This is a genomic window from Streptosporangium sp. NPDC001559 (assembly GCF_042893955.1).
In the GTDB taxonomy this organism is placed as follows: domain Bacteria; phylum Actinomycetota; class Actinomycetes; order Streptosporangiales; family Streptosporangiaceae; genus Streptosporangium.
The window spans coordinates 84718-107220 of sequence record NZ_JBIAVG010000027.1; the positions used below are offsets into that span (position 1 = coordinate 84718).

Genomic DNA, 22503 nt, shown 5'->3' on the forward strand with positions numbered 1-22503 from the left:
TGGAAACCTTCTTTACCATAAGAGTGATCAAGGCAACAGTCCCGGAAAGTCAGGCTCCGCGTACGGCTTCACCGAGCCAGCGGCGGGCCACGGCGAAGAGCAGGGAGGGCGGTACGGTCCCCGCCCCGAGCCCCACCTCGACCAGCAGGTCGAACACCTCCCGGCGCCGGGCGGCGACACCGATCGCGGCGTCGATGAACCGGGGGGAACGGGCGGCCAGAGCGAGCGCGTCGGTGGTCCTCAGGTGCCGCCCGAGCGCCCTGCCCAGTTCCCCCCGGTACCGGGGCAGCGGGTCGTCCGGCGCCTCCACCGCGGCCTCGCCCGCGAGCCTTCCCGACAGCAGGGCGTAGTAGATGCCCTCCCCGGTCAGCGGGTTGATCAGCCCGGCCGCGTCACCGGCGAGCATCACCCTGCCCGCCCCGGCCCCCGGCCTGCCCGGGGACAGGGGGAGGTGGTGCGCCCGCAGGTCGCGGGCGGGCAGGTGGGGCAGCAGCTCGGCGAGCCTGTCGTGCAGGACCCGGCGCCCGGGCAGGCCGGTCGCCCGCAACCGGGGAAGCAGCATCCCGAAGCCGACGTTGGCGCTGCCGTCCCCGACGGGGAACGACCAGGCGTAGGCGGGCCACCCCTCCCCCTGCATGACGATGCGCTGGACGTCGTCGTCCAGGGGTACGTCCGCGTAACCGCGCACGGCGATCGCGGTGTGCCTGCCCGGGGAGGCCGGCATGCCGATGAGGCGCCGTACGACGGAGTTGGCACCGTCCGCGCCGACGACGGCACGGGCCGTCACCGTGCCGTCGAGGACGACGTGCCCGTGCCGCACGGCCAGCGCGCGGACCCGGTGGCGCCGGACCTCCACGCCCCGTTCCCTGGCGGCCTCCACCAGGCGGGCGTCGAAGACGGCGCGGGGAACGACGTGGTTCGGCCGGGCGACCGTGGCGCTGACCTGCGCTCCCCCGGGCGAGACGATCGACAGGCGCCGTGTCGGCCGATGGTCGGCGATCAGGTCCGGCAGGCCCAGCAGGGCGAGTTCGTCATGCCCGTGGGCGGCGATGCCGTCACCGCACGCCTTGTCGCGGGGGAAGTCGGCCTTGTCGAGCAGCAGCACCCGGGCGTCAGGACGGAGTTGCCTGGCCCGCAGGGCGGCGGCGGATCCGGCGGGACCACCGCCGACGACCACAAGATCCCATATGTCGTCCACGCCGATGAGCCTCCCACCGTACGGCCCGGCGAAAACCCTCGGCGCCTCCCTCCCGGCCGGAAACCGCCCGCAGGGAACCTCCGCGCGGCCGGTCATCGGAATTCAATTGTTTCGGCTGGAATCAGTTTTTCGCCTCACCGGCGTCTCACGGCACAGGAAAGGCGGCGAAGACCGCCCCCGGCATCGGGAGGGAATCCTCCTTGACGCCGGAGACGGCCTCGGAGAACGGATGGCGCGCGGCCTGGAGGCCGTGTTCCCTCCTGACCGGCCGACGGTCGTGTGGCCTCGACCGGCCGGAAGGACATCCGGGACGCGCGGAGGTTCGGGCGGGATCAGCCGCCTCCGCCGCCACCTCCGCCACCGCCACCTCCGCCACCGCCACCGCCACCTCCTCCGCCGCCTCCGCCACCACCGCCGCCTCCGCCTCCGCCACCACCGCCGCCTCCGCCGCTGTGGTTACCGCCTCCGCCACCGCCGCCTCCGCCACCACCGCCGCCGCCGCCTCCGCCACCACCGCCACCGCGGTGGCATCGGCCGTGACGGCAGGGCCGCAGGACGAGACTGCTCTGGGTGAGGTGCACGGAACCGGCCGACAGGGCCTGAGGCGCCGTCGAGGCGTTGGCGATCTCAGTCGGCATCGTCACGGGGGCGGCGAGAGCGGAAGCCACCATCGCACCGGCCGCGAGAATCTGCTTGACCATGAGTGATCACTCCATGTCGTGATGGATGCGCCCTGGTGGTCCCAGGTCGCTGGGAACACCGGTCAGGCATCTCAAAAAGACGCCGACACGGCGTGGACTTAAAGACCACGCTAATGAGAAAGACCTTGAAAGGGTCACCCCAGAGAGGCAAAGGCATCGATTCCGTGCCATTACTCCAAACAATGCAATAACCAGGAGTAATGGATTGGCAACTCTACGAAGTCATCACGGCGGGTCGCACAGCCTTGAGGGATACAACCCCACGGGGGTATGTTATGGTCATTCCAGTACCCCCCCAGGGTATCAACCGGGAACCGGAATCCCGGGCACATCGGAATACGGTAGGGGGGTACCGTGTTGTGAAGGGTGAAGCGACCACCGGAGAGGAGAGGAAGATGAGCGGCTACACCGCGAACAGGGAGGACCACCTCCGGCGGCTGCGCAGGATCGAGGGCCAGGTCCGCGGCCTGCAGCGGATGGTCGACGAGGACAAGTACTGCATCGACATCCTCACCCAGGTGTCCGCGGCCGACCACGCGCTGAGATCCTTCGCCCTGTCCCTGCTCGAGGAGCACATGGCCCACTGCGTGGCCGACGCGGCCGCCAAGGGCGGGGCCGAGGCCGACAGCAAGGTCAAGGAAGCCACCGACGCCATCGCGCGCCTGGTCCGGTCCTGACCGGGCACCCGAGAGAAGAACGGAAAGAGACGACGATGAGCACCACCACATACACCGTCAAGGGCATGACCTGCGGCCACTGCGTCAGCTCCGTCAAGGAGGAGGTCGGCGAGGTCCCCGGCGTCACCGGCGTCGAGGTGGACCTGGCGACCGGTCTGGTGACGGTGAGCGGACAGGGCCCGGTCAGCGACGACGCGGTCAGAGCCGCCGTGAGGACCGCCGGATACGAAGTGGCCGATCCGGCATGAACACCCCCGCCAGGCTGGGGGCCTACCTTCTCGGCCTCGCCGTTCTCTTCGGCGGAGCCCTCGGCGCGGGCAGGGCGGCGGACGCCGCCGGCCTCACCCCCCAGGCCACACCCCACACGACCGCCTCACCCGCCCCCGGCGAGACGTCCGTACCGGAAGGACTTCAAGTGTCGAACAACGGCTACACGCTGACCCCGCGGACCACCACCGTCGAACCCGGCCGGGAGACGGACTTCCGTTTCACCGTCACCGGCCCCGACGGCAGGCCCGTCACCGGATACCGGGTACAGCACGAGAAGAAGCTGCACTTCATCGTCGTCTCACGCGACCTCGGCGGTTTCCAACACCTGCACCCCCGGGAGGCCGGAGGCGGCGAGTGGTCGGTGCCGCTGACGCTGCCCGCCGCGGGCGCCTACCGGGCCTTCGCCGACTTCGCCCCCGAGGGAGGCGACGCGCTGACCCTGGGCGCCGACCTGCTGGCCCCCGGCGACTACAAGCCCGCGGCGCTACCCGCGGCGAGCCGTACGGCCACCGTGGACGGCTACACCGTCACCCTCGACGGCGACCTGACCCCCGGCGCGTCGAGCAAGATCACTCTGAGCGTCGCCAAGGACGGCAGGCCCGTCACCGACCTGCAGCCCTACCTGGGCGCCTACGGCCACCTGGTCGCGCTGCGCGACGGGGACCTGGCCTACCTGCACGTGCACCCCGACGGGGAGCCCGGCGACGGCAGGACCGCCGCGGGCCCCGGGATCACCTTCTACACCGAGGTGCCCAGCCGTGGCGCCTACCGGCTCTTCCTAGACTTCCAGCATGGAGGGGTCGTGCGCACCGCGAGCTTCACCGTGCGCACCGGCCAGGCCGCCGCCCCGGCCTCGGGGACCGGCGAGCAGGCAGGACACGGCGGCCACGGAGGACACGCCCACTGACGAGGGCGTGAACCGAGAACCGAGAAAGGAGAGACGATGTCCCCCCTCACCGATGACAGGGCCCCGGCTTCCGGCGGCGCGGTCGAACTCTCGATCGGCGGCATGACGTGCGCTTCCTGCGCCAACCGCATCGAACGCAAGCTGAACAAGCTCGACGGCGTGACCGCGACGGTCAACTACGCGACCGAGAAGGCCAAGGTGACCTACTCCGGGGACATCGGTCCCGAGGACCTGGTCGCCGAAGTGGCCAAGGCGGGCTACACCGCCAAGCTGCCCGACCCGCCCGCCGCGCCGTCGGCGGGCGAGAGCCGGGACGAGGAGGCGGAGGCGGCCGAGGAGCTTCGGCCGCTGCGTGACCGCCTGATCACCTCCGTGGCGCTCGCCGTACCGGTGATCGCGATGGCGATGGTCCCCGCGCTGCAGTTCCCGAACTGGCAGTGGCTCTCGCTCACGCTGACCGCGCCGGTCGTGGTCTACGCGGGCTGGCCCTTCCACCGGGCCGCCTGGACCAACCTGCGCCACGGCACGGCGACCATGGACACCCTGGTCTCCATCGGCACCCTGGCGGCCTTCGGCTGGTCGCTGTGGGCGCTGTTCTTCGGCAGCGCGGGCACCCCTGGCATGACCCACCCGTTCGCGTTCACCATCGAGCGCACCGACGGGTCGGGCAACATCTACCTGGAGGCCGCGGCGGGGGTGACGGCGTTCATCCTCGCGGGCCGCTACTTCGAGGCCCGTTCCAAGCGCCGCGCCGGCGCCGCGCTCCGGGCCCTGCTCGAACTCGGCGCCAAGGACGTGGCCGTCCTGCGTGAGGGACGCGAGGTCCGCGTCCCCGCCGACCAGCTCGCCGTCGGCGACCTGTTCGTCGTACGGCCCGGCGAGAAGATCGCCACCGACGGCGTGGTCGAGGACGGCTCCTCCGCGGTCGACGCCTCGATGCTGACCGGCGAGTCCGTCCCGGTCGAGGTTCGGCCCGGCGACGCGGTGACCGGCGCGACCGTCAACGCGGGCGGCCGGCTGCTGGTCCGCGCCACCCGTGTCGGCGCCGACACCCAGCTGGCCCGGATGGCCAAGCTCGTCGAGGAGGCCCAGACCGGCAAGGCACAGGTCCAGCGCCTGGCCGACCGCGTCTCCGGGATCTTCGTGCCGATCGTGATCGCACTGGCCGTGGCCACGCTCGGCTTCTGGCTCGGCACCGGGGGCGGCGCCTCGGCCGCCTTCACCGCGGCGGTCGCGGTGCTGATCATCGCCTGCCCCTGCGCGCTCGGCCTGGCGACCCCGACCGCGCTGCTGGTCGGCACGGGACGCGGCGCCCAGCTCGGCATCCTGATCAGGGGCCCCGAGGTCCTGGAGTCGACCCGTACGGTCGACACCGTGGTGCTCGACAAGACCGGCACCGTCACCGAGGGCCGGATGACCCTCACCGATGTGCACCCGGCCGAGGGTGAGGACCGTGACGAGGTGCTGCGCCTGGCCGGAGCCCTCGAACACGCCTCCGAGCACCCCATCGCCAGGGCCGTCGCCCGCGCCGCCGCCGAACGGGTGGGCGAGCTGCCCACGCCCGAGGACTTCGCCAACGTCGAGGGACTCGGTGTCCAGGGCGTCGTGGACGGCCACGCCGTGGTCGTCGGCAGGCCCAGGCTGCTGGCGGACTGGGCTCAGCACCTGCCCGCCGAGCTGGAGCGGGCGGTGGAGGCGGCGCAGGCCGCGGGCCGTACGGCCGTCGCGGTCGGCTGGGACGGCAGGGCCCGCGCGGTCCTCGTCGTGGCCGACACCGTCAAGCCGACCAGCGCCGAGGCGATCGAGCGGCTGCGCGGCCTCGGCCTGACCCCGGTGCTGCTGACCGGCGACAACGAGGCCGCGGCCCGCGCGGTCGCCGCCGAGGTCGGCATCGACGAGGTGATCGCCGAGGTGCTGCCCGAGGGCAAGGTCGAGGTGGTCAGGAGACTGCAGGCCGAGGGCCGCTCGGTGGCCATGGTCGGCGACGGGGTCAACGACGCCGCCGCGCTCGCCCAGGCCGACCTGGGCCTGGCGATGGGCACCGGGACCGACGCGGCGATCGAGGCCGCCGACCTGACCCTGGTCAGGGGGGATCTCCGGGCGGCGGCCGAGGCGATCCGGCTGTCGCGCCGTACACTGGCGACGATCAAGGGGAATCTGTTCTGGGCGTTCGCCTACAACGTGGCCGCGCTGCCGCTGGCCGCGCTCGGACTGCTCAACCCGATGATCGCCGGAGCCGCGATGGCGTTCTCCTCGGTGTTCGTGGTGAGCAACAGCCTCCGGCTCCGCCGCTTCAGATGACAGTTCCGATGACATCGGGGCGGGTGCGGCACATCGGTGCCGCACCCGCCCTCCGTGGGAGACGGGGACACCATGGAATCTGGTTTCGGATATTTCGCTACACATGACGCGGTCCGTCCGGGCGTGCTGGCCCAGCTGGTCGAGCAACGGGGTCACGACGCCCTTTTCTTCACCGAGCACACCCACATCCAGGCCTGGGGGGAGCCTCCCGTGCCGCCGGAGGGCGGGATACTGCCGCGCAAGTACGCGCACACCTACGACGCCCTGACCGCCTGTACGGCCGCGGGCGTGGTCACGACCCGGCTGCGGGTCGGGACGGGCGTCTGCCTGGTCCCGCAGCACCACCCGATCAGTCTGGCGAAGACCGTGGCGAGCGTGGACCACCTCACCGGCGGCCGGTTCGAGCTCGGCGTGGGGGCGGGCTGGAACGAGCCCGAGATCCGCAACCACGGGGTCGACCCGGCGCGGCGCTTCGCGGTGATGAAGGAGAACATCGAGGCGATGCGCCGCATCTGGACCCAGGACGAGGCCGAGTACCACGGGAAGTTCGTCTCCTTCGACCCGATCCTCTCCTGGCCGAAGCCCGCGCAGCGCCCTCATCCCCCCGTGCTGGTCGGCGGCACCGGCCCCCGGGTGCTCGACCGGGTGCTCTCCTACGGCGACGGCTGGCTGCCGAACTACGCGCCGGACGTCCTCGACCGGGTGGGTGAGCTCCGGCGCAGGGCCGAGGACGCGGGAAGGAGGGTCGTGACGGTGGTCATGGCCGCACCGGCCGACCCCGCCGTGCTGGAGGCGTGCGAGCGTGCGGGGGTCGCCCGGGTGATGGCCTGGCTGCCGTCCGCGGGCCTTGACCGCCTCCAGCGGGAGATGGACGCCTTCGAGGCGGCGCTGGCCGAGGCGCGCGGAGAGTGACGCGCCGGGCCCCCTGAACACGCGGAACGGCCCCGGCCGGGTTCTCCCCGGCCGGGGCCGTTCCGCGTTCGCTCGCAGGTCCGCGAGCCGGACCGGTCACCGCACTCCGCGCCTGCCGTACAGGCCCGCGGCCGCGATGACACCGACGGCCGCCAGGGCGATCTGGATGAGCAGCTCGATCCAGTCGACCCCGCGGGTGCTCGCCACTCCCAGCGCACCGGCGATCGCGGTGCCGATGAGGGCCGCGACGATGCCGATCACGATGGTCAGCCAGATGGGGATGCCCTGCCGCCCCGGGACGACCAGCCGGCCCAGCGCGCCGATGATCGCTCCGATGACGATGGCGGTGATGATGCCGGTGACTGTCATGGTCCACACTCCCTCTTGCTTGGCTGCCATCCGTATGCCCTTGAAAGTGAGGACAACACATGAAAAATCACGACCTACCGGTGGTGGTCGTCCTGCCTGACGGAATGGGCCTCGGGTGACAGGACCGGGGGGAGATCCTAAGGTGGACAACGTAAACGTAGTTGTCGAATCGGCGAACCAGGTTACCGACCGTGCCCAGTGATCCTCCCGGCTTCGAGCTTCCGCTCAGGCTCCTGATCGGCTTCCGGATGCTCATCGACGACCTCCACGCCGAACTGGCCCGCCGGGGGCACCCGGGCATGCGGCCGATGCACGGCTTCGTCATGCAGGCGATCGGCGTCGAGGGCACCACCGCCGTCGAGCTCGGCAGACGCCTGGGGATCACCAAGCAGGCCGCGGGCAAGACCGTCGCCACCCTGGAACGGCTGGGCTACGTCGAGCGCGCCTGCGACCCCGGCGACGCCAGGCGCAAGATCGTACGGCTCACGCCACACGGCCTGGAGAGCCTGGCGCTCTCGGCCCGCATCTTCGACGACCTGCGCGAACGCTGGGCGCGAACGCTGGGACGGGAGCGCATGGGGGCGTTCGAGGCGGATCTGCGCGCGCTCACGGCGGGCGAGGTGTTCCGGCTCGACGTGCCCGGCTGGTTCGGCGACTGACCCCTGGCCCCTCCCCGGCGGGCGGTCCTCAGCGCGCCTCGGCGGCCAGGCGGATGCCGAAACCGATGAACACCAGGCCGGTCAGCCGCTCCGTGAGGCGGCGCACCGACGGCCGGGTGAGCCCGCCGCGCAGGGCGTGCGCGGCCCAGACCACGAGCACGAACCACGCCGCGCCCAGCAGGCCGTGCACCGTGACCAGCAGCAGGGTCGTCGGGAGCACGGCCGCGTCGTGGGGGACGAACTGCGGCAGCAGCGTCATGTAGATGACCCCGACCTTGGGGTTGAGGAGGTTGGTCACGAACCCGGTTCGCATGACCTTCCACGCGCCGGTCACGGGTTCCCCCTCGGGCTGTTCCCCGCGCGTCGCGGAGCCGCAACGGCTCTGCCACAGCGCCCGCGCGCCGAGCCAGGTCAGGTAGACGGCGCCCGCGATCCTGACGGCGGTGTAGGCGAGGTCCGAGGCGGCCAGCAGCGCCGTCAGGCCGAGCGCGGTCGCGATCCCCCACACGTAGCAGCCGAGGATCACCCCCGCCCCGGCGAGCAGTCCGGCCCCGCGGCCCGAGGCGATCGTCGTGCGCAGCACGATCACGGTGTCCGGGCCCGGGGAGATGGTGAGAACCAATGCGACGGCGGTGAAGGCGAGCACGGTGGTGAGCACGGCAGCAGTGTCCCATGTCTCCCATGTCGCCAGAGATCATCCGCTATGGCGCGGCGACCAGGGCACGCGAGCGGTCGGTCGCGACGCGCAGCGCGATCCCCGCCAGCACGGTGGCCGTCAGGTAGCGCCGTACCCGCGCCCACAACGGCCGGCGGGCCAGGAAGGAGGCGACGGATCCGGCGCCCAGCACGATCAGGGTGTTGACCGACAGGGAGACGACGACCTGCACGAGACCGAGGACCAAGCCCTGCGCGGCGACGTCGCCACGCGCCGGATCGACGAACTGGGGAAGCAGCGACACGTACATCACCGCGATCTTGGGGTTGAGCAGGCTGGTGAGCAGTCCCATCGAGAACAGCCTGCCCGGCGGGTCGAAACGCGTCTCCCCCGGCTCGAAGACGTCGCCGTCGGGACGCAGCGCCTTCCAGGCCAGCCACAGCAGGTAGGCCGCGCCCGCGAGTTTGATCGCGGTGTAGACGGCGGGCACGACCGCGAACACCACCGCGATCCCCGCCGCGGTGGCGGCCAGGTAGACCAGGAAGCCCGCGGCGACGCCCGCCAGGGAGACCATGCCCGCCCCCCGGCCCTGCGTCACCGACCGTGAGATCAGGTAGAGCATGTTGGGGCCGGGGGTGAGGACCATCCCGAGGGAGATCACCGCGACGGCGGCGAGGGAGCTGAGCGATACCGTCAATGCCATGGCCGCATCCTGTCCTGTGCCCCTCCCCGCGGAGAACGGCCAATTCCACGAAGTGGCCCGGTCGCCTCAGCCCGCGGCGTGCGGCGCCAGGGCCGCGACCGGGCGCAGGCGCATGCCGAGACGCTCGTAGACGGCGATCGCGGCACGGTTTTCGGTGTCCACGACCAGCGCGACCCTGCCGTGCGTGGCGATCAGCGACCGGAAGACGAAGGCGCACACCCGCCGCCCATACCCCCTGCCGCGCAGCGCGGAGACGGTCGCCACCCCGGCGACGAACCCCACCTCCGGGCAGGACCAGGCGTCTGCGGCCGTGGCGACCAGGCTCCCGTCCGCCGCGCGCACCCCCGCCCAGCGGCGGATCCCCGGCAGCCCCGGTACGGCCCACGCCGCGGGGGCCGCCTCGGCCAGCAGGGCGGCGACCTCCGCGTCGTTCTCCTCAAGCCATCCGGTCTCCTCGTCCCCGGAGTCCCGCGGTGAGGGCGGGGTCGCCGTCTCCATCCACTCGAACGGCCGGACCGGGCCCGAGCCGGGCAGCAGGTCCGCCAGCTCCCCGGCCAGATCCCGTTCCGCCATGACCCGGTAGGAGGGGGCCAGTTCCGGCAGCACCCGCCGTACGAGAACGGCGACCTGGCCGGCGGGGCCCCGGACGGTGAGGCGGTCGCGGCGGTTGAGGTCGGGGCTGGCGACCGCGACCGCCTCACCGTGCGCCCACGCCCGGATCCCGGGACGCATTCCCTGCGCCGCCCACATGACGATCGTGTCGTCCTGGCAGGCGGCGGCGACGTCCTCGGCGGAGGTCAACTCCATGGGGGGCTCCAGAAGAATCCAGAAAAATCCGGAAAAGGGTAGAGCTACAGGATCGCGCCCGGGGCGTAGGCGGCCGCGGCCGGGTGGCGGGCGACGACCTCCTCGATCCCGGCCACGACCGTGGCGACCTGGTCGGCGGCGGCGCCGGTGAAGGACAGCCGCTCCTGGAGCAGCTCCCGCAGCTCGGTCTGGCCGAGCGGGAAGCGCTCGTCGGCGGCCAGGCGCTCGAGCAGCTCGTTGCCCACACCGCGCTCGCGCATCGCCAGCGCGGAGGCGACCGCGTGCTCCTTGATCACCTCATGGGCGCTCTCCCTGCCCATCCCGGCGCGCACCGCGGCCATCAGCATCTTGGTCGTGGCCAGGAACGGCAGGTAGCGGTCCAGCTCGGCGGCGATGACCGCGGGGAAGGCCCCGAACTCCCCGAGCACGGTCAGCATCGTCTCGACCAGCCCGTCGAAGGCGAAGAACGCGTCGGGCAGGGCGACCCGCCGCACCACCGAGCAGGAGACGTCGCCCTCGTTCCACTGGTCGCCTGCCAGCTCACCCGTCATGGAGGCGTAGCCCCGCAGGATCACCGTCAGCCCGTTGACACGCTCGCAGGAACGGGTGTTCATCTTGTGCGGCATGGCCGAGGAGCCGACCTGTCCCTCGGCGAAGCCCTCGGTGACGAGCTCGTGACCGGCCATCAGCCGGATGGTCTTGGCCAGCGAGGAGGGGGCGGCGGCCAGCTGCACCAGCGCCGTGACGACCTCGTAGTCCAGCGACCGGGGGTAGACCTGCCCGACGCTGGTCAGCCGGTTCGCGAAGCCCAGGTGCCCGGCGACGTGGTCCTCGAGGGCGGTCAGCTTCGCCCGGTCGCCGCCGAGCAGGTCGAGCATGTCCTGCGCGGTGCCGACCGGCCCCTTGACGCCGCGCAGCGGGTAACGGGCGATGAGCTCCTCAAGCCGGGCCAGGGCGACCAGCAGCTCGTCGGCGGCCGAGGCGAACCGCTTGCCCAGGGTGGTGGACTGCGCGGCCACGTTGTGCGAGCGCCCGGCCATCACGGTGCCGGAGTGCTCGGCGGCCAGCGTGCCCAGGCGGGCCAGCAGCGCCACGCACCGGTCGCGCACCAGCAGGAGGCTGTCGCGGATCTGCAGCTGCTCGACGTTCTCGGTGAGGTCGCGCGACGTCATGCCCTTGTGCACGTGCTCGTGCCCGGCCAGCGCGTTGAACTCCTCGATGCGGGCCTTGACGTCGTGGCGGGTGACCCGTTCGCGCTCCGCGATGGAGGCCAGGTCGACCTGCTCGACGACCTTCTCGTAGTCGGCGACGGCCTCCTCGGGCACCGCGATCCCCAGCCGGGCCTGCGCGGCGAGCACCGCCAGCCACAGGCGGCGCTCGGCCACCACCTTGTACTCGGGGGACCACAGGCGGGCCAGCTCCGCCGAGGCGTAGCGGGCGGCCAGAACGTTGGGGATGCGAGGCTTGGCAGTCACGTTGCCTCAGTCTATTGCCGCCCGCGTTCCGGACCCGCCGGGGGGTACGCGCGCCGCCGCCCGCCGCACCCCTCCTGCGGGGTACGGCGGGCGGCGGGTGGTGGCCGGGATCAGCCGACAGGGGCCAGCCTGTCGTCCTCGGCCTTGGCGTCGGCCTCGTGCCTGCCCGCCTTGGACCCGCGGCTCAGCCGCTCCTTGGTCCGCTCGAGGATCACGTACAGCGTCGGCACCAGCACCAGCGTCAGCAGCGTCGAGGACACCAGGCCGCCGATGACCACGATGGCCAGCGGCTGGGAGATGAACCCGCCGGAGCCGGTCAGGCCGAGCGCCATCGGGATCAGCGCGAAGATCGTGGCGACCGCGGTCATCAGGATCGGCCGCAGCCTCCTGCGTCCGCCCTCGATCACCGCCTCGACCACGCCCAGGCCGCGCTCACGGTACTGGTTGATCAGGTCGATGAGCACGATGGCGTTGGTCACGACGATGCCGATCAGCATCAGCATGCCGATCAGGGCCGGCACGCCGAGCGGGGTGCCGGTGGCCAGCAGCAGGCCGATGGCGCCGGTGGCGGCGAACGGCACGGAGACCAGCAGCACCAGCGGCTGGGCGAGACTGCGGAACGTCGCCACCATGATCATGAAGACGATCGCGATGGCGGCCAGCATCGCCAGGCCGAGCTGTCCGAACGCCTCGCTCTGGTCGGCGCTCACTCCGCCGATGGTGTAGCGCGCGCCGTCGGGCAGCTTCAGGTCCTTCAGCTTGGCGGTCAGCGTCGTGGTCAGGGCGCCCAGGTCACTGGCGGTCGAGGTGCCCGAGACCGTCGCGCTGCGCTCCCCGTCGACCCGGGTCACCTGGGTGGGGCCGTCGACCCTGGACACCCTGGCGACCTCGGACAGCTTGACCGTGCCGGTCGCGGTCGGCAGCTTCAGCCTGCCGATCTCGGCCATGTCCTCGGGGGCGTCGCCGCTGCGCAGGATCAGATCGCTCGCCCGGCCGTCCAGGGTGACCTGGCCCAGCGTCGCGCCCCGGAAGGACTGCGCGACGAACTGCCCGATCTGGCCCTCGGTCAGGCCCTTCTCCGCGGCCTTCCTCCTGTCGACCCGGACCTCGATGCGCTTGGCGCTGGCCTCCAGGTTGGAGGAGACGTCCCGCAGGCCGCCCATGTCCGCCATCGCGCCGCGCACCGTCTCGGCCGCGCCGCGCAGCGTGTCGATGTCCGGCGCCTGCACGAGCACCTGGAGCTGGTTGGTCGAGCCGCCGCCCGGACCGCCCTGGGAGCCGCCGACGGTGATCTCACCGGCGTCCGTGAGCCCCTTGAACCGGTCGCGCAGCGTGTTCTCCAGCGCCGCGGTGTCGGTGCCGTCGGCCACCGTGATCGAGTAGGAGGCGCGGTCCCCGCCGCCGCCTCCGGAGGCGGCGCCCATGAAGCCGCCACCGCCACCCACGTTGACCTGGTAGGTCTCCACCTCCTTGACGGAGGAGAGCACCTGCTCGACCTTCTTGGCCGCCGCGTCGGTGGTGGCCAGGTCGGTGCCGGGAGGCATCTTCTGGGTCAGGGAGACGGTGTTCTGGCCGGAGGAGTCCAGGAAGTTGGTCTGCAGCTGCCCCGCCAGGCCCATCGTGCCCACGAAGATCACGACGCCGACCAGGACGGTGATCAGCCTGCGCTTGGTGGCGAAACGCAGAACCGGCAGGTAGATCCGCTGCAGCGGGCTGCGCAGTTCCTTGGCCTCGGCCTCCTCGCGCATCGCGCGCGCCTGCTCGGGGGTGAGCACGGGGGCCTTGAGGAACCAGTACGCCAGGACCGGGATGACCGTCAGCGACACCAGCAGCGAGGCCAGCAGCGCGACCGTCACGGTGACGGCGAACGGGGCGAACAGCTGCCCGACCATGCCGCCGACCACCGCGATCGGCAGGAAGACCGCGACGGTCGTCAGGGTCGAGGCGGTGACCGCGCCGCTCACCTCGCGCACACCCGCCAGCACGGCGTCCCGCTTGGCCTCGCCGTACCCCAGGTGACGCTTGATGTTCTCCAGGACCACGATCGAGTCGTCGACCACGCGGCCGACGGCGATGGTCAGGGCGCCCAGGGTCAGCATGTTCAGCGAGTAGTCGCCGAGCCACAGCGCGATCAGGGCGATGACGACCGACAGCGGGATGGACATCGCCGTCACCAGCGTCGAGCGCACCGACAGCAGGAAGATCAGGATGACCAGCACCGCGAAGGCCAGGCCGAGCAGGCCCTCGGTGGTGAGGTCCTCGATCGAACGCTCCACGTACGGCGCCTGGTCGAAGATCACGCTCACCTTGGCGGAGTCGCCGATCTCCTTCTTCAGCTCCGGCAGCTTCTCACTCACCGCGTGGGAGATGGCCACCGCGTTGCCGTCCGGCTTCATGGTGACCGAGACGCCCAGGCTCGGCTCGCCGTCGGTGCGGGTCAGCGAGGTGCCGTCGGCCTGCGAGCGCTCGATCGTGGCCACGTCGCCGAGCTTGACGGGCTTGGGCGGCTTGGGGGCCGCCACGGCGACCGGCGGCCGCTGCGCCGCCGTGCCACGGGCGCCCTGAGCCTGCGCGGCCTGCGCCGCCTGGGCCTGTGCCGTACGGCTCTGCGGAGCGCCCTGCTGGAGCTGCGCCGGGGCGGCGGGCTGCAGGTAGAGGTTCTCCAGGTCCTCGATGGAGGTGATCCGGTCGCCGACCTGGACGGTCAGGGACAGGTTGTCCTCGGTGAGGCTGCCCGCGGGGATCGGCTGGCCGTTGGCGCGCAGCACGTCGGCGACCGCGGTCGGCGCCAGGCCGTGCTTGGCGAGCTTCTTGGTGTCGGGGGTGATCACCACGGTCTCGTCCCGGGTGCCGGTGACCGTGGCCTCGCGCACACCGTCGACGCCCTGCAGGGCGGGCACCATGATGCGCCTGAGCCTGTCCGCCGTCGCCCGCTGGTCACCGCCCGCGGACACCGCCAGCACCAGCACCGGGATGTCGTCGGTACCACCGGCCAGGACCTGAGGGTCGACGCCGTCGGGCAGCTGGGAGCCGATCCGGGAGATCGCCTGCTGCATCTTGCTCACCGAGTCGTCGATGTCGGTGCCGTACTCGAACGACACCTGGACCTGCGCCATCCCCTCACGGGAGGTCGAGGTCACCTCGGTGACCCCCTCAAGGCCCTGGAAGCTGTCCTCGATGGGCTTGGTGACCTGCTCCTCGACGATCTCGGGGGAGGCTCCCAGGTAGGGGGCGACCACGAAGGCGCCGGGAAACGAAAGCGAGGGCAGCAACTGTTGTTTGAGCGAGGGGATCGCGAAGGCGCCGAACGCGCTCAACACGACCGCGATCATTATGACAAGGCTGCGGTTGGCAAGACTCAACCTGGCCAGGGCGGTCATGGGGGCGGACTCCTAAGGGCCTGAGGGGTACGACATAGTAAGTTCTCTCCAGCCTAACACTTCGTATTACGCGAATATTTAACGCTGCCTAGCTTTCCTGATAACCTTCTCAGGAAGCGAGAGGGTGAGTGTGGACGACGAACGCGACCGACTGATCAGCCGCATCGGTGAGCTGCAGCGCAACCTGGGACGATTCCTCGCCCAGCGCAGGGCGCCCTCCCCGCTCTTCGACACCAACCTCACGATGCGCCAGCTCAAGGTGGTCATGCTTCTCGCCTACCGGGACTCCGCCTCGGGCCAGGACCTCGCGCACCACCTCGACGTCGGCCTCGGCACCGTCACCGGCATCGTCGACCGCCTCGTCGGCCACGGCCTGGTGACCCGCCGGGAGGACCCCAACGACCGCCGCGTCCGGCGGGTCGAGCTGACCTCCGCGGGCCGCACCCTCGTCGAGCGGATCGCCGACGCGGGCCTGGCCGACTTCCGCCACCTCCTCGACTCCCTCGACACCCAGACCCTCCGCGACGCGCTCAGCGTCATGACCAGGATCGAGGCCGCCACCGTCGCCCTCGACCGTCAGGACGCCCCCTGAACCGCGAACGGGGAGCCGCCCTCACCGCTCCCCGCCTGGCCGTGTCCTTCTTCTTCCTCGCGCTGGGCACCGTCTCCGGCGCCTGGGCCGCCCGCATCCCCGCCGTCAAGAGCGACCTCGGCCTCAGCAACGGGCAGCTCGCCTACGGCCTGTTCGCCCTCACCACCGGCCTCATCGTCGGAATGCGCTTCGCCGGACGCCTCACCGACCGCTTCGGCAGCGCCCGCGTCATCACCCCCGCCGCCGTCGTCACGGCCCTGGCCGTCATCCCGCCCGGCTACGCCCCGACCCTGCCCCTGCTCATCGCCGCCCTCTTCCTGTACGGCGTCGTCAACGCCTCCCTCGACGTCTCCATGAACGCCCACGGCGTCGAGGTCGAGCGCGCCTGCGGCCGCCCCCTCATGTCCGGCTTCCACGGCATGTACAGCGTCGGCGGCCTCCTCGGCGCGGGGGTCGGCGGCCTGTTCGCCTGGCTCGGCGCCGGAGCGGGCCCCACCCTGGCCACGACCGGCGTCACCCTCGCCCTGGCGTCGCTCCTGGCCGGACGCCACCTGCTGCCCCCCTCCCCGCCCGCCGCCCCGTCACAGGACCAGGCCGCCGCCGGGACACGCAGAACCGGCTGGATCGTCCTCATCGGCGTGGTCGCCTTCGCCGGGCTCGTCGGAGAGGGAGCCGCCGTCGACTGGACCGCCGTCTACCTCTTCGAGGACCTGCACTCCTCGCAGGGCGTCGCCGCCCTCGGCTTCGCCGCCTTCTCGACCGCCATGACGATCGGCCGCCTCGCCGGTGACCGGCTTGCCCTGCGCTTCGGCCCGGTCCCCCTGGTCCGCGTCTCCGGCCTGCTGGCCGCCGCGGGCCTGGGCACCGCGCTGCTCGTCGGCCAGGTCCCCGTCGCCGTCGCGGGCTTCACCCTGTTCGGCCTCGGCCTGGCCACGATCGTGCCCCAGGTCTTCTCCGCGGCGGGCAACCACGACCCGCAGCGGGCCGGAGCCTCCATCGCCCAGGTCGCCACCATCGGCTACGCGGGCCTGGTCGCCGGGCCCGCCCTCATCGGCGGGGCGGCGGAGATCGTCGGCCTGCCCGTCGCGCTGGGCATCCCCGTACTGCTCGCCGTGTTCATGTCCGCCTCGGCCGGCGCCCTGCGCCCGCCCCGCTGACCTCCTCCGGAAAACTCTCCATATGGCGAGAAATGCCGCCAGAGTGATTCCCGCAGGACGGAACGCATCGGGAAACTCCGAATTCCTCTTCCTTCACAGAAACGCGTCACCCTCAGTGAATCAACAGATTCAATATGGTGCGCAATCTGATTTGTCAAGCCGGTGGACAGCCAATCTTCCACAACAATGGCCAGCACAATGACGCTGCGCATCCACCTGGAAGCCAACCGTGTAAATCAAATTCACAGTTGATTTTCACACACATGATCGGCCTATGCTGACCCGTCGGCTCCCTTGGTTTCACAACAAACACCCATCGCGTGGGAAACGCGCCATTCGGCGTGCCCGCATGCCCAAAGTCACGAACACCGGGCGGCGCCCACGCATCGCAGAGGACGACGAGCAAGAAAAGAGGAGAATTCGGTGCCAGATCACTCCGCCACCCGGGGTCACGCGGGATCTCCCCCACAACGGCGAACCGGACGACGACTCGCCGCCGCTCTACTCGCCGTAACCGTCGGCGCACTGTCCGGCGTGGTCACCGCAGGCCCCGCCTCGGCCGAACCCACCCCGGCCTACGACCACAGCAAGGACAAGGGCACCGCCCCCGGAACCCACGCCCCCCTGCCCAAGGGCTTCTCCACCACCCAGCTCACGGTGAAGTTCAAGCCCGACCTCACCGTACGGCTGCGCGGACAGGGCCTGGTCGCCAAGGACTCAGGAAACACCGCGGACATCCAGAAGGTACTGGCCAAGTACAAGGACGCCTCCATCAGGCCCCTGTCCTCGACCTCCGAGACGAAGACCACCGAACGACGCCTCCAGCTGGAGAAGAAGACCGGCAGGCAACTGCCCGACCTCAACTCCTGGTTCGTCGTCACCGCCCCCAAGAGCGGCGTCGAAGGCCTGCTGAAGGACCTCAACGCCCTGCCCTCGGTCGAAATCGCCCAGGCCAGGCCCAACCTCGTCTCCCCCACCGAACCCCTGGCCGCACACCAGAAGTACCGCAACGCCACCGGCTCCCCAGCGGGCGGCGGCGTCGACGCCGACTACGCCAACGCCCAGACCGGCGGCAAGGGCGACGGCATCACCGTCACCGACATCGAGGTCCAGTCCTCGGTCACCCCCTCCTACGGCGCGCAGACGATCGCCGCGGGCGAGGACCACTCCCTGATGGTCTCGTGGTCACCGACACTCGGACAGGTGTGGGCCTGGGGTGACAACAGCCAGGGCCAGCTCGGCCTGGGCAACACCACGGCCAAGAGGGTCCCCTCCCAGGTCCCCGGCCTGACCGACATCTCCTCCGTCTCCGCGGGCGCCGCCTACTCGCTGGCGCTCAAGACCGACGGCACCGTCTGGGCCTGGGGCGACAACAGCCAGGGCCAGCTCGGCAACGGCACCCTGACCGACAGCACCGTCCCGGTCCAGGTCGCCGGAATCTACAACGCCGTGGGCATCAGCGCCGGCATCGGCCACTCCCTCGCCGTCCTGTCCGACGGCACCGTACGCGCCTGGGGCGACAACAGCCAGGGACAGCTCGGCTACGCCGGCTCCGACTCCCCCGTCGCCATCGCCGTCCCCGGCCTCACCGGCGTGGCCGCCGGACCGGGCACGATCGCCGCGGGCGGCGTCCACTCCCTGGCCCTGATGGCCAACGGCACCGTCAAGGCCTGGGGCGCCAACAGCTTCGGCCAGCTCGGCGACGGAACCACCACCAACCACACCACCCCCGCCGTCGTCACCGGCCTGACCAACGTCGGCCAGGTCAGCAGCCGAGGCGACCACAACCTGGCCCTCATCACCGGCGGCACCGTCAAGGCCTGGGGCGACAACAGCGAAGGCCAGCTCGGCGACGGAACCACCACCTACCGCACGACCCCGGTCGCCGTCACCGGCCTGACCAACGTCAACGGCGTCTCCGCCGGAACCAAGCACAGCGTCGCCACCACCTCCTCGGTCTCCTCGACCACCTACACCTGGGGCGACAACAACCAGGGCCAGCTCGGCGACGGAACCACCACCGACAGACACTCCCCCACCGCCACCACCGCCAACAGCGAGGCCGCCGTGGCGGGCCTGGCCCACACCATCACCAAACTCGGCCAGTGGTTCTACGTCTGGGGCATGAACAGCAGCGGCCAGCTCGGCGACGGAACCACCACCAACCGGCACAGCCCCGTCGAACTGAACGGGCTGACCAACCAGTGGAACCTCTGCCACGAGGACCTCGCCGGACGCGTCGCGACCGGCGAGATCGTCCAGGAGCCGTCCCTGTTCGGCGACCCCTGCTCGCATGACTCCTCGGTCGCCCACGGCACCGCCGTCGCCGGAGTGATCGCCGCCCAGGACGACAACGGCCTCGGCATGGCCGGCATCGCCCCGAACGCCACCCTCCACGTGTCCGGCACCGCCGTACCCGACAGCGTCGCCTACGCCACCGCCCACTCCTCACCGGGCGACGTCATCCTGTACGAGGTCGCGGTGACCCCGTCCGGCGGCGGCGGCCCCTGGTACCCGTGGGAGGTCGACGGCAGCGTCTACGACCAGACCGTCCTGGCCGTCGCCGCCGGAGTGACCGTGGTCGAGGCCGCGGGCAACGGCGGCAACAACCTCGACGACCCCACCGACACCTACGCCACCACCATCATGGGCCGCCCCGACTCCGGCGCCGTCATGGTCGGCGCCGGAGCGCCCCCCAGCCCCGGCGGAACCAACTGCACCGGCTCAAGCCCGGCCGCCGAGCGGACCGCCCTGTCCTTCTCCACCTACGGCTCCCGCCTGGACGTCCAGGCCTACGGCGCCTGCGTGGCGACGCTGGGCGTCCCCGGCTGGCAGGAGCTGACCCCCTCGGAGACCAACCCCAACAAGCTCTACAACGGCTCCTTCAACGGCACCTCCAGCGCCAGCGCCGTCATCGCCGGAACCGTCGCGGCCCTCCAGGGCGTCGCCAAGGCCAACAGCGGCGTGCTCACCCCCGCCCAGGTCCGCGACACCCTCAAGCTCACCGGTACGGCCCAGCCCACCGGCGACCCCCACCACATCGGCCCGCAGCCCAACCTGCACGCCGCCATCGACGACATCCTGACCCCCTGACCCCCTGACCGGGCCGACCTTCTGACCGGAACCGAAGACCGGTGAACGCGCGGGCCACGGGACGACCCCGTGGCCCGCGCCTCACTCCGCCACATGCCCCCCATAGGTACCGAACGACCACCGGTTGCCCTCAGGATCGGCGACGACGAAGTCACGGGAACCGTAGTCGGTGTCCGTGAGCCCACGAACCGGACGCGCCCCCGCGGCGACCGCCCTGGCGAACAGCTCATCGGGCGCGTCCGTCACGACATAGGCGCCGAACGTACCCGGCACCAGCCCACACGGATCGTCCGCGACGTCACGCGTCCCGCCGAGCATGACACCGCCCCCGAGCGGCCAGGAGAGCTCGGCGTGGTCGACCCGCTCGCCGTCGCCGTACACCACGCTCTCCTCGAAACCGAACGCCTCGGTGAGGAAACGGATGAGATCACGAGGATTCCGGGCGCGCAACATGGGCCACACCCGGGGCTGTGAAGTGTTGTTGCTCATGAACCCGAGTCTTCCGCCAGCGCGGCACCCCAGGCTTGGACGTTTCGGAACTCCTCCGCCAGCCAGCGACTCGGCGGGCACCCCGCGAGCGCGCCGAACTCCCTTGCCAGATGAGCCTGGTCGCAGTAACCGCACCCGGCCGCCAGATCCGCCAGCGTCAGCCTCTCCCCCAGCGCCGCCGCCCGCCGCAACCTCCGCCGCGCCCGGTCGAAACGCACGACCCGCGCCGCCTCCTTCGGCCGGAGACCGATCTCCTCGGCGAACCTCCGGCTCAGGTACCGGCCGCTCCAGCCCGCCGCGCGGGCCAGCTCGGCCGCGCTCGCCGTGCCACCGGAGGCCGTCAGCAACCCCCAGGCCCGCGCCACCTCGGCCGGCATCATCCGCTCCACACTCACCCGGGCCAGCAGCTCCGCGTCGAGAGCCGCGAAACGCCCGGCCCAGCCGTCGGCCCCGCCTTCGAGCACCCGCTCACGCAACCGCCCCGCCCAGCCTCCCGCGACCTCCGACAGATGCAGGTCGGCGCCCGCCATCTCCCCCGCGGGAAGGCCGAGCAGCGCCCGCGCACCCCGCGGGGTCAACGCCAGCTGGATGCCCGACTGACGCCCGTCATGGGTGATCAGCGCCGAGCTGGTGTGCAGACCGCCGACGAACGCGTCGTACCGCTCCGGCCCCGCCCTCCCGTCGGAACGCACCGCGATCACGAGCGGCTCGTCGAGGGTGATGATCAACGTGAGGTACGGCGACGGCAGGCCACGGTGAACCCTCGGCTCCGGCCCCGCCTCCCGATAGCCGGTGTAGCCCGCGACAAAGGGCCGCAAAACAGGCGGTGGAGCCTGCACGACGAACTCCATCCCGCCTCCAGCTTCCCGGTCTCAAAGCCAGTTTATTTGTGGTTTCCGTTGTGACAGATCTACCCCAACCCGACGCCTTTACAAAGTAAATCAATAAGATGAACCGGTGAAGGCCAGAGAGGCACGAGCGGTGGCGGAGCGGTGGATCACCGAACACTCCCCGGACATCCCTGACTTCGCGGGCGCCTTCCTCAGCGGGTCGACGGCCTGGCTGCCCGCGGAGGCCGAGCTCTCCCCCTCCTCCGACGTCGACGTCATGGTCGTCCTCTCGGCCAGGCGGGCCCCCCGGAAGCCCGGCAAGTTCCGCTACGGCGGGATCCTGCTCGAAGTCACCTATCTGGGCTGGGAACCGATGCCCTCAAGTGAGGAGATCCTGGCCTCCTACCACCTCGCGGGCGCGTTGCGGGGAGAGACGGTCCTGGCCGACCCCACGGGCGCCCTGACCGCGCTGCGGGCCACGACCGCCAGGGACTACGCCAGGCGGAGGTGGGTCGTCAGGCGGTGCGAGGAGGCAGAACGCAGGGTGACCGACGGGCTCGCGGCACTCGACGTCTCCGCTCCGCCGTACGACCGGGTGACGGGCTGGCTGTTCCCGACCGGTGTGACCACGCATGTCCTGCTCACCGCGGGGCTGCGCAATCCCACCGTACGGCTGCGCTACCTGGCGGCACGGGCGCTGCTGATCGAGTACGGCAGGCCGGAGGCCCACGAGGAGTTGCTCGCGCTGCTCGGCTGCGCGCATCTGACCCCGGAACGCGTGGCGCACCACCTGGGGACGATGACACGGGCCTTCGACGCCGCTTCCGCCGGGCCCGCCACGCCGTACCCCTTCGCCTCGGACGTCACGGCGGCGGCGCGGCCGATCGCGGTCGGCGGCGGTCACGACCTTCTGGCTCGCGGGCACCATCGGGAGGCGGTCTTCTGCATCGCCGCGACCTACGCCCGCTGCCTGAAGATCCTGGCCCACGGCGGCCCCGGGGCGGCCGAGGCGTTCATGCCCGGCTTCCTCGACCTGACCGAGGACCTGGGCGTCGGCTCCGCCGCCGGGCTGCGCGAACGGGCGCTGCGGGTCCGTGACTTCCTGCCGCGCCTCAGACGGCTCAGGGACCATGTCCTCGCGGCGAACCCGGGCATCGAGGACTGAGCCGGGTCAGCGGACGGGGCAAGGTCTTCGGCCCCGCCACCGCAGGCGTCCGTCTCGCTTGACCTCTCGCGCGTCAGTCCGGCAGCCAGTGCAGCTCGTGCGCCAGGGCTTTGGCGACGGCACGGACGCGGCGGTGCAGCGGCGACGGCTCACGTGGGAGGAC

20 protein-coding genes are annotated in these 22503 nt (G+C 71.4%); 10 read left to right on the plus strand and 10 right to left on the minus strand.

Translation table 11 applies throughout. From position 1 onward, the window contains the following. Positions 1–49: 49 nt before the first annotated feature. On the minus strand, positions 50–1198 hold the full coding sequence (locus ACFYY8_RS39735) for an NAD(P)/FAD-dependent oxidoreductase (RefSeq protein WP_390050278.1): 1149 nt from the start codon (positions 1196–1198) through the stop codon (positions 50–52). 145 nt (positions 1199–1343) lie between these two features. Beyond that, positions 1344–1718 (minus strand): hypothetical protein, encoded by a 375-nt coding sequence (locus tag ACFYY8_RS39740; protein WP_390050279.1) that lies wholly within the window; start codon positions 1716–1718, stop codon positions 1344–1346. A gap of 576 nt (positions 1719–2294) precedes the next feature. Between ACFYY8_RS39740 and ACFYY8_RS39745 the strand changes: the two genes are divergently transcribed. From ACFYY8_RS39745 to ACFYY8_RS39765, 5 genes are all read left to right on the plus strand, one after another. Beyond that, positions 2295–2576 (plus strand): metal-sensitive transcriptional regulator, encoded by a 282-nt coding sequence (locus tag ACFYY8_RS39745; RefSeq protein WP_352013316.1) that lies wholly within the window; start codon positions 2295–2297, stop codon positions 2574–2576. 35 nt (positions 2577–2611) lie between these two features. Then, on the plus strand, positions 2612–2824 hold the full coding sequence (locus ACFYY8_RS39750; protein ID WP_390050280.1) for a heavy-metal-associated domain-containing protein: 213 nt from the start codon (positions 2612–2614) through the stop codon (positions 2822–2824). Then, positions 2821–3753, plus strand: a complete 933-nt coding sequence (locus tag ACFYY8_RS39755) for a hypothetical protein (RefSeq protein WP_390050281.1) — start codon at positions 2821–2823, stop codon at positions 3751–3753. The genes ACFYY8_RS39750 and ACFYY8_RS39755 overlap by 4 nt, the downstream gene beginning before the upstream one ends. 36 nt (positions 3754–3789) lie before the next feature. Continuing rightward, positions 3790–6054, plus strand: coding sequence for a heavy metal translocating P-type ATPase (locus ACFYY8_RS39760; RefSeq protein WP_390050282.1), 2265 nt, complete (start codon positions 3790–3792; stop codon positions 6052–6054). Positions 6055–6126: 72 nt separating this feature from the next. Further along, positions 6127–6966: an LLM class F420-dependent oxidoreductase gene (locus tag ACFYY8_RS39765; protein WP_390050283.1), complete on the plus strand. Its 840-nt coding sequence runs from the start codon at positions 6127–6129 to the stop codon at positions 6964–6966. Between the two features lie 96 nt (positions 6967–7062). On the opposite strand, the gene ACFYY8_RS39770 is transcribed toward ACFYY8_RS39765, so the two are convergent. After that, entirely contained in the window at positions 7063–7335 is a 273-nt protein-coding gene (locus ACFYY8_RS39770; RefSeq protein WP_352013311.1) for a GlsB/YeaQ/YmgE family stress response membrane protein, read from the minus strand. Between the two features lie 191 nt (positions 7336–7526). Between ACFYY8_RS39770 and ACFYY8_RS39775 the strand changes: the two genes are divergently transcribed. After that, positions 7527–7994, plus strand: coding sequence for a MarR family winged helix-turn-helix transcriptional regulator (locus tag ACFYY8_RS39775; protein ID WP_390050284.1), 468 nt, complete (start codon positions 7527–7529; stop codon positions 7992–7994). Between the two features lie 28 nt (positions 7995–8022). On the opposite strand, the gene ACFYY8_RS39780 is transcribed toward ACFYY8_RS39775, so the two are convergent. The 5 genes from ACFYY8_RS39780 to ACFYY8_RS39800 all read right to left on the minus strand — a co-directional run bounded on the left by ACFYY8_RS39780 (position 8023) and on the right by ACFYY8_RS39800 (position 15014). Next, positions 8023–8652: a LysE family translocator gene (locus tag ACFYY8_RS39780; protein WP_390050285.1), complete on the minus strand. Its 630-nt coding sequence runs from the start codon at positions 8650–8652 to the stop codon at positions 8023–8025. Positions 8653–8695: 43 nt separating this feature from the next. After that, positions 8696–9352 (minus strand): LysE family translocator, encoded by a 657-nt coding sequence (locus ACFYY8_RS39785; protein WP_390050286.1) that lies wholly within the window; start codon positions 9350–9352, stop codon positions 8696–8698. Between the two features lie 66 nt (positions 9353–9418). Continuing rightward, positions 9419–10159 carry a GNAT family N-acetyltransferase gene (locus ACFYY8_RS39790; RefSeq protein WP_390050287.1) on the minus strand — a complete coding sequence of 247 codons (741 nt, stop codon included), beginning with the start codon at positions 10157–10159 and terminating at the stop codon, positions 9419–9421. 44 nt (positions 10160–10203) lie between these two features. Continuing rightward, positions 10204–11634: an adenylosuccinate lyase gene (gene purB, locus ACFYY8_RS39795; RefSeq protein ID WP_390050288.1), complete on the minus strand. Its 1431-nt coding sequence runs from the start codon at positions 11632–11634 to the stop codon at positions 10204–10206. 110 nt (positions 11635–11744) lie between these two features. Continuing rightward, a complete protein-coding gene (locus tag ACFYY8_RS39800; protein ID WP_390050289.1) occupies positions 11745–15014 on the minus strand; it encodes an efflux RND transporter permease subunit in 3270 nt (1089 codons plus the stop codon). A 124-nt stretch (positions 15015–15138) separates the two neighbouring features. Between ACFYY8_RS39800 and ACFYY8_RS39805 the strand changes: the two genes are divergently transcribed. From ACFYY8_RS39805 to ACFYY8_RS39815, 3 genes are all read left to right on the plus strand, one after another. Next, on the plus strand, positions 15139–15606 hold the full coding sequence (locus ACFYY8_RS39805) for a MarR family winged helix-turn-helix transcriptional regulator (RefSeq protein ID WP_390050290.1): 468 nt from the start codon (positions 15139–15141) through the stop codon (positions 15604–15606). 41 nt (positions 15607–15647) lie between these two features. Further along, the gene (locus ACFYY8_RS39810) at positions 15648–16763 is read left to right on the plus strand and encodes an MFS transporter (RefSeq protein WP_390050291.1); all 1116 of its coding nucleotides are present in this window, start codon (positions 15648–15650) and stop codon (positions 16761–16763) included. A 423-nt stretch (positions 16764–17186) separates the two neighbouring features. After that, complete coding sequence (locus ACFYY8_RS39815) at positions 17187–19856, plus strand: S8 family serine peptidase (RefSeq protein ID WP_390050292.1); 2670 nt, start codon at positions 17187–17189, stop codon at positions 19854–19856. Positions 19857–19937: 81 nt separating this feature from the next. On the opposite strand, the gene ACFYY8_RS39820 is transcribed toward ACFYY8_RS39815, so the two are convergent. Continuing rightward, positions 19938–20345, minus strand: a complete 408-nt coding sequence (locus ACFYY8_RS39820) for a VOC family protein (protein ID WP_390050293.1) — start codon at positions 20343–20345, stop codon at positions 19938–19940. Next, on the minus strand, positions 20342–21196 hold the full coding sequence (locus ACFYY8_RS39825; protein WP_390050294.1) for a helix-turn-helix domain-containing protein: 855 nt from the start codon (positions 21194–21196) through the stop codon (positions 20342–20344). The genes ACFYY8_RS39820 and ACFYY8_RS39825 overlap by 4 nt, the downstream gene beginning before the upstream one ends. A 106-nt stretch (positions 21197–21302) precedes the next feature. On the opposite strand from ACFYY8_RS39825, the gene ACFYY8_RS39830 reads away from it, so the two are divergent. Then, complete coding sequence (locus ACFYY8_RS39830; protein WP_390050295.1) at positions 21303–22340, plus strand: hypothetical protein; 1038 nt, start codon at positions 21303–21305, stop codon at positions 22338–22340. Positions 22341–22503 lie beyond the last annotated feature (163 nt).

What these genes read in the sequence shown, in the direction of transcription:
- ACFYY8_RS39745 (WP_352013316.1), top strand. Translation starts at nt 2,295, where the DNA reads ATGAGCGGCTACACCGCGAACAGGGAGGACCACCTCCGGCGGCTGCGC.
- ACFYY8_RS39750 (WP_390050280.1), top strand. Translation starts at nt 2,612, where the DNA reads ATGAGCACCACCACATACACCGTCAAGGGCATGACCTGCGGCCACTGC.
- ACFYY8_RS39755 (WP_390050281.1), top strand. Translation starts at nt 2,821, where the DNA reads ATGAACACCCCCGCCAGGCTGGGGGCCTACCTTCTCGGCCTCGCCGTT.
- ACFYY8_RS39760 (WP_390050282.1), top strand. Translation starts at nt 3,790, where the DNA reads ATGTCCCCCCTCACCGATGACAGGGCCCCGGCTTCCGGCGGCGCGGTC.
- ACFYY8_RS39765 (WP_390050283.1), top strand. Translation starts at nt 6,127, where the DNA reads ATGGAATCTGGTTTCGGATATTTCGCTACACATGACGCGGTCCGTCCG.
- ACFYY8_RS39770 (WP_352013311.1), bottom strand. Translation starts at nt 7,335, where the DNA reads ATGACAGTCACCGGCATCATCACCGCCATCGTCATCGGAGCGATCATC.
- ACFYY8_RS39785 (WP_390050286.1), bottom strand. Translation starts at nt 9,352, where the DNA reads ATGGCATTGACGGTATCGCTCAGCTCCCTCGCCGCCGTCGCGGTGATC.
- ACFYY8_RS39790 (WP_390050287.1), bottom strand. Translation starts at nt 10,159, where the DNA reads ATGGAGTTGACCTCCGCCGAGGACGTCGCCGCCGCCTGCCAGGACGAC.
- ACFYY8_RS39800 (WP_390050289.1), bottom strand. Translation starts at nt 15,014, where the DNA reads ATGACCGCCCTGGCCAGGTTGAGTCTTGCCAACCGCAGCCTTGTCATA.
- ACFYY8_RS39820 (WP_390050293.1), bottom strand. Translation starts at nt 20,345, where the DNA reads ATGAGCAACAACACTTCACAGCCCCGGGTGTGGCCCATGTTGCGCGCC.
- ACFYY8_RS39825 (WP_390050294.1), bottom strand. Translation starts at nt 21,196, where the DNA reads ATGGAGTTCGTCGTGCAGGCTCCACCGCCTGTTTTGCGGCCCTTTGTC.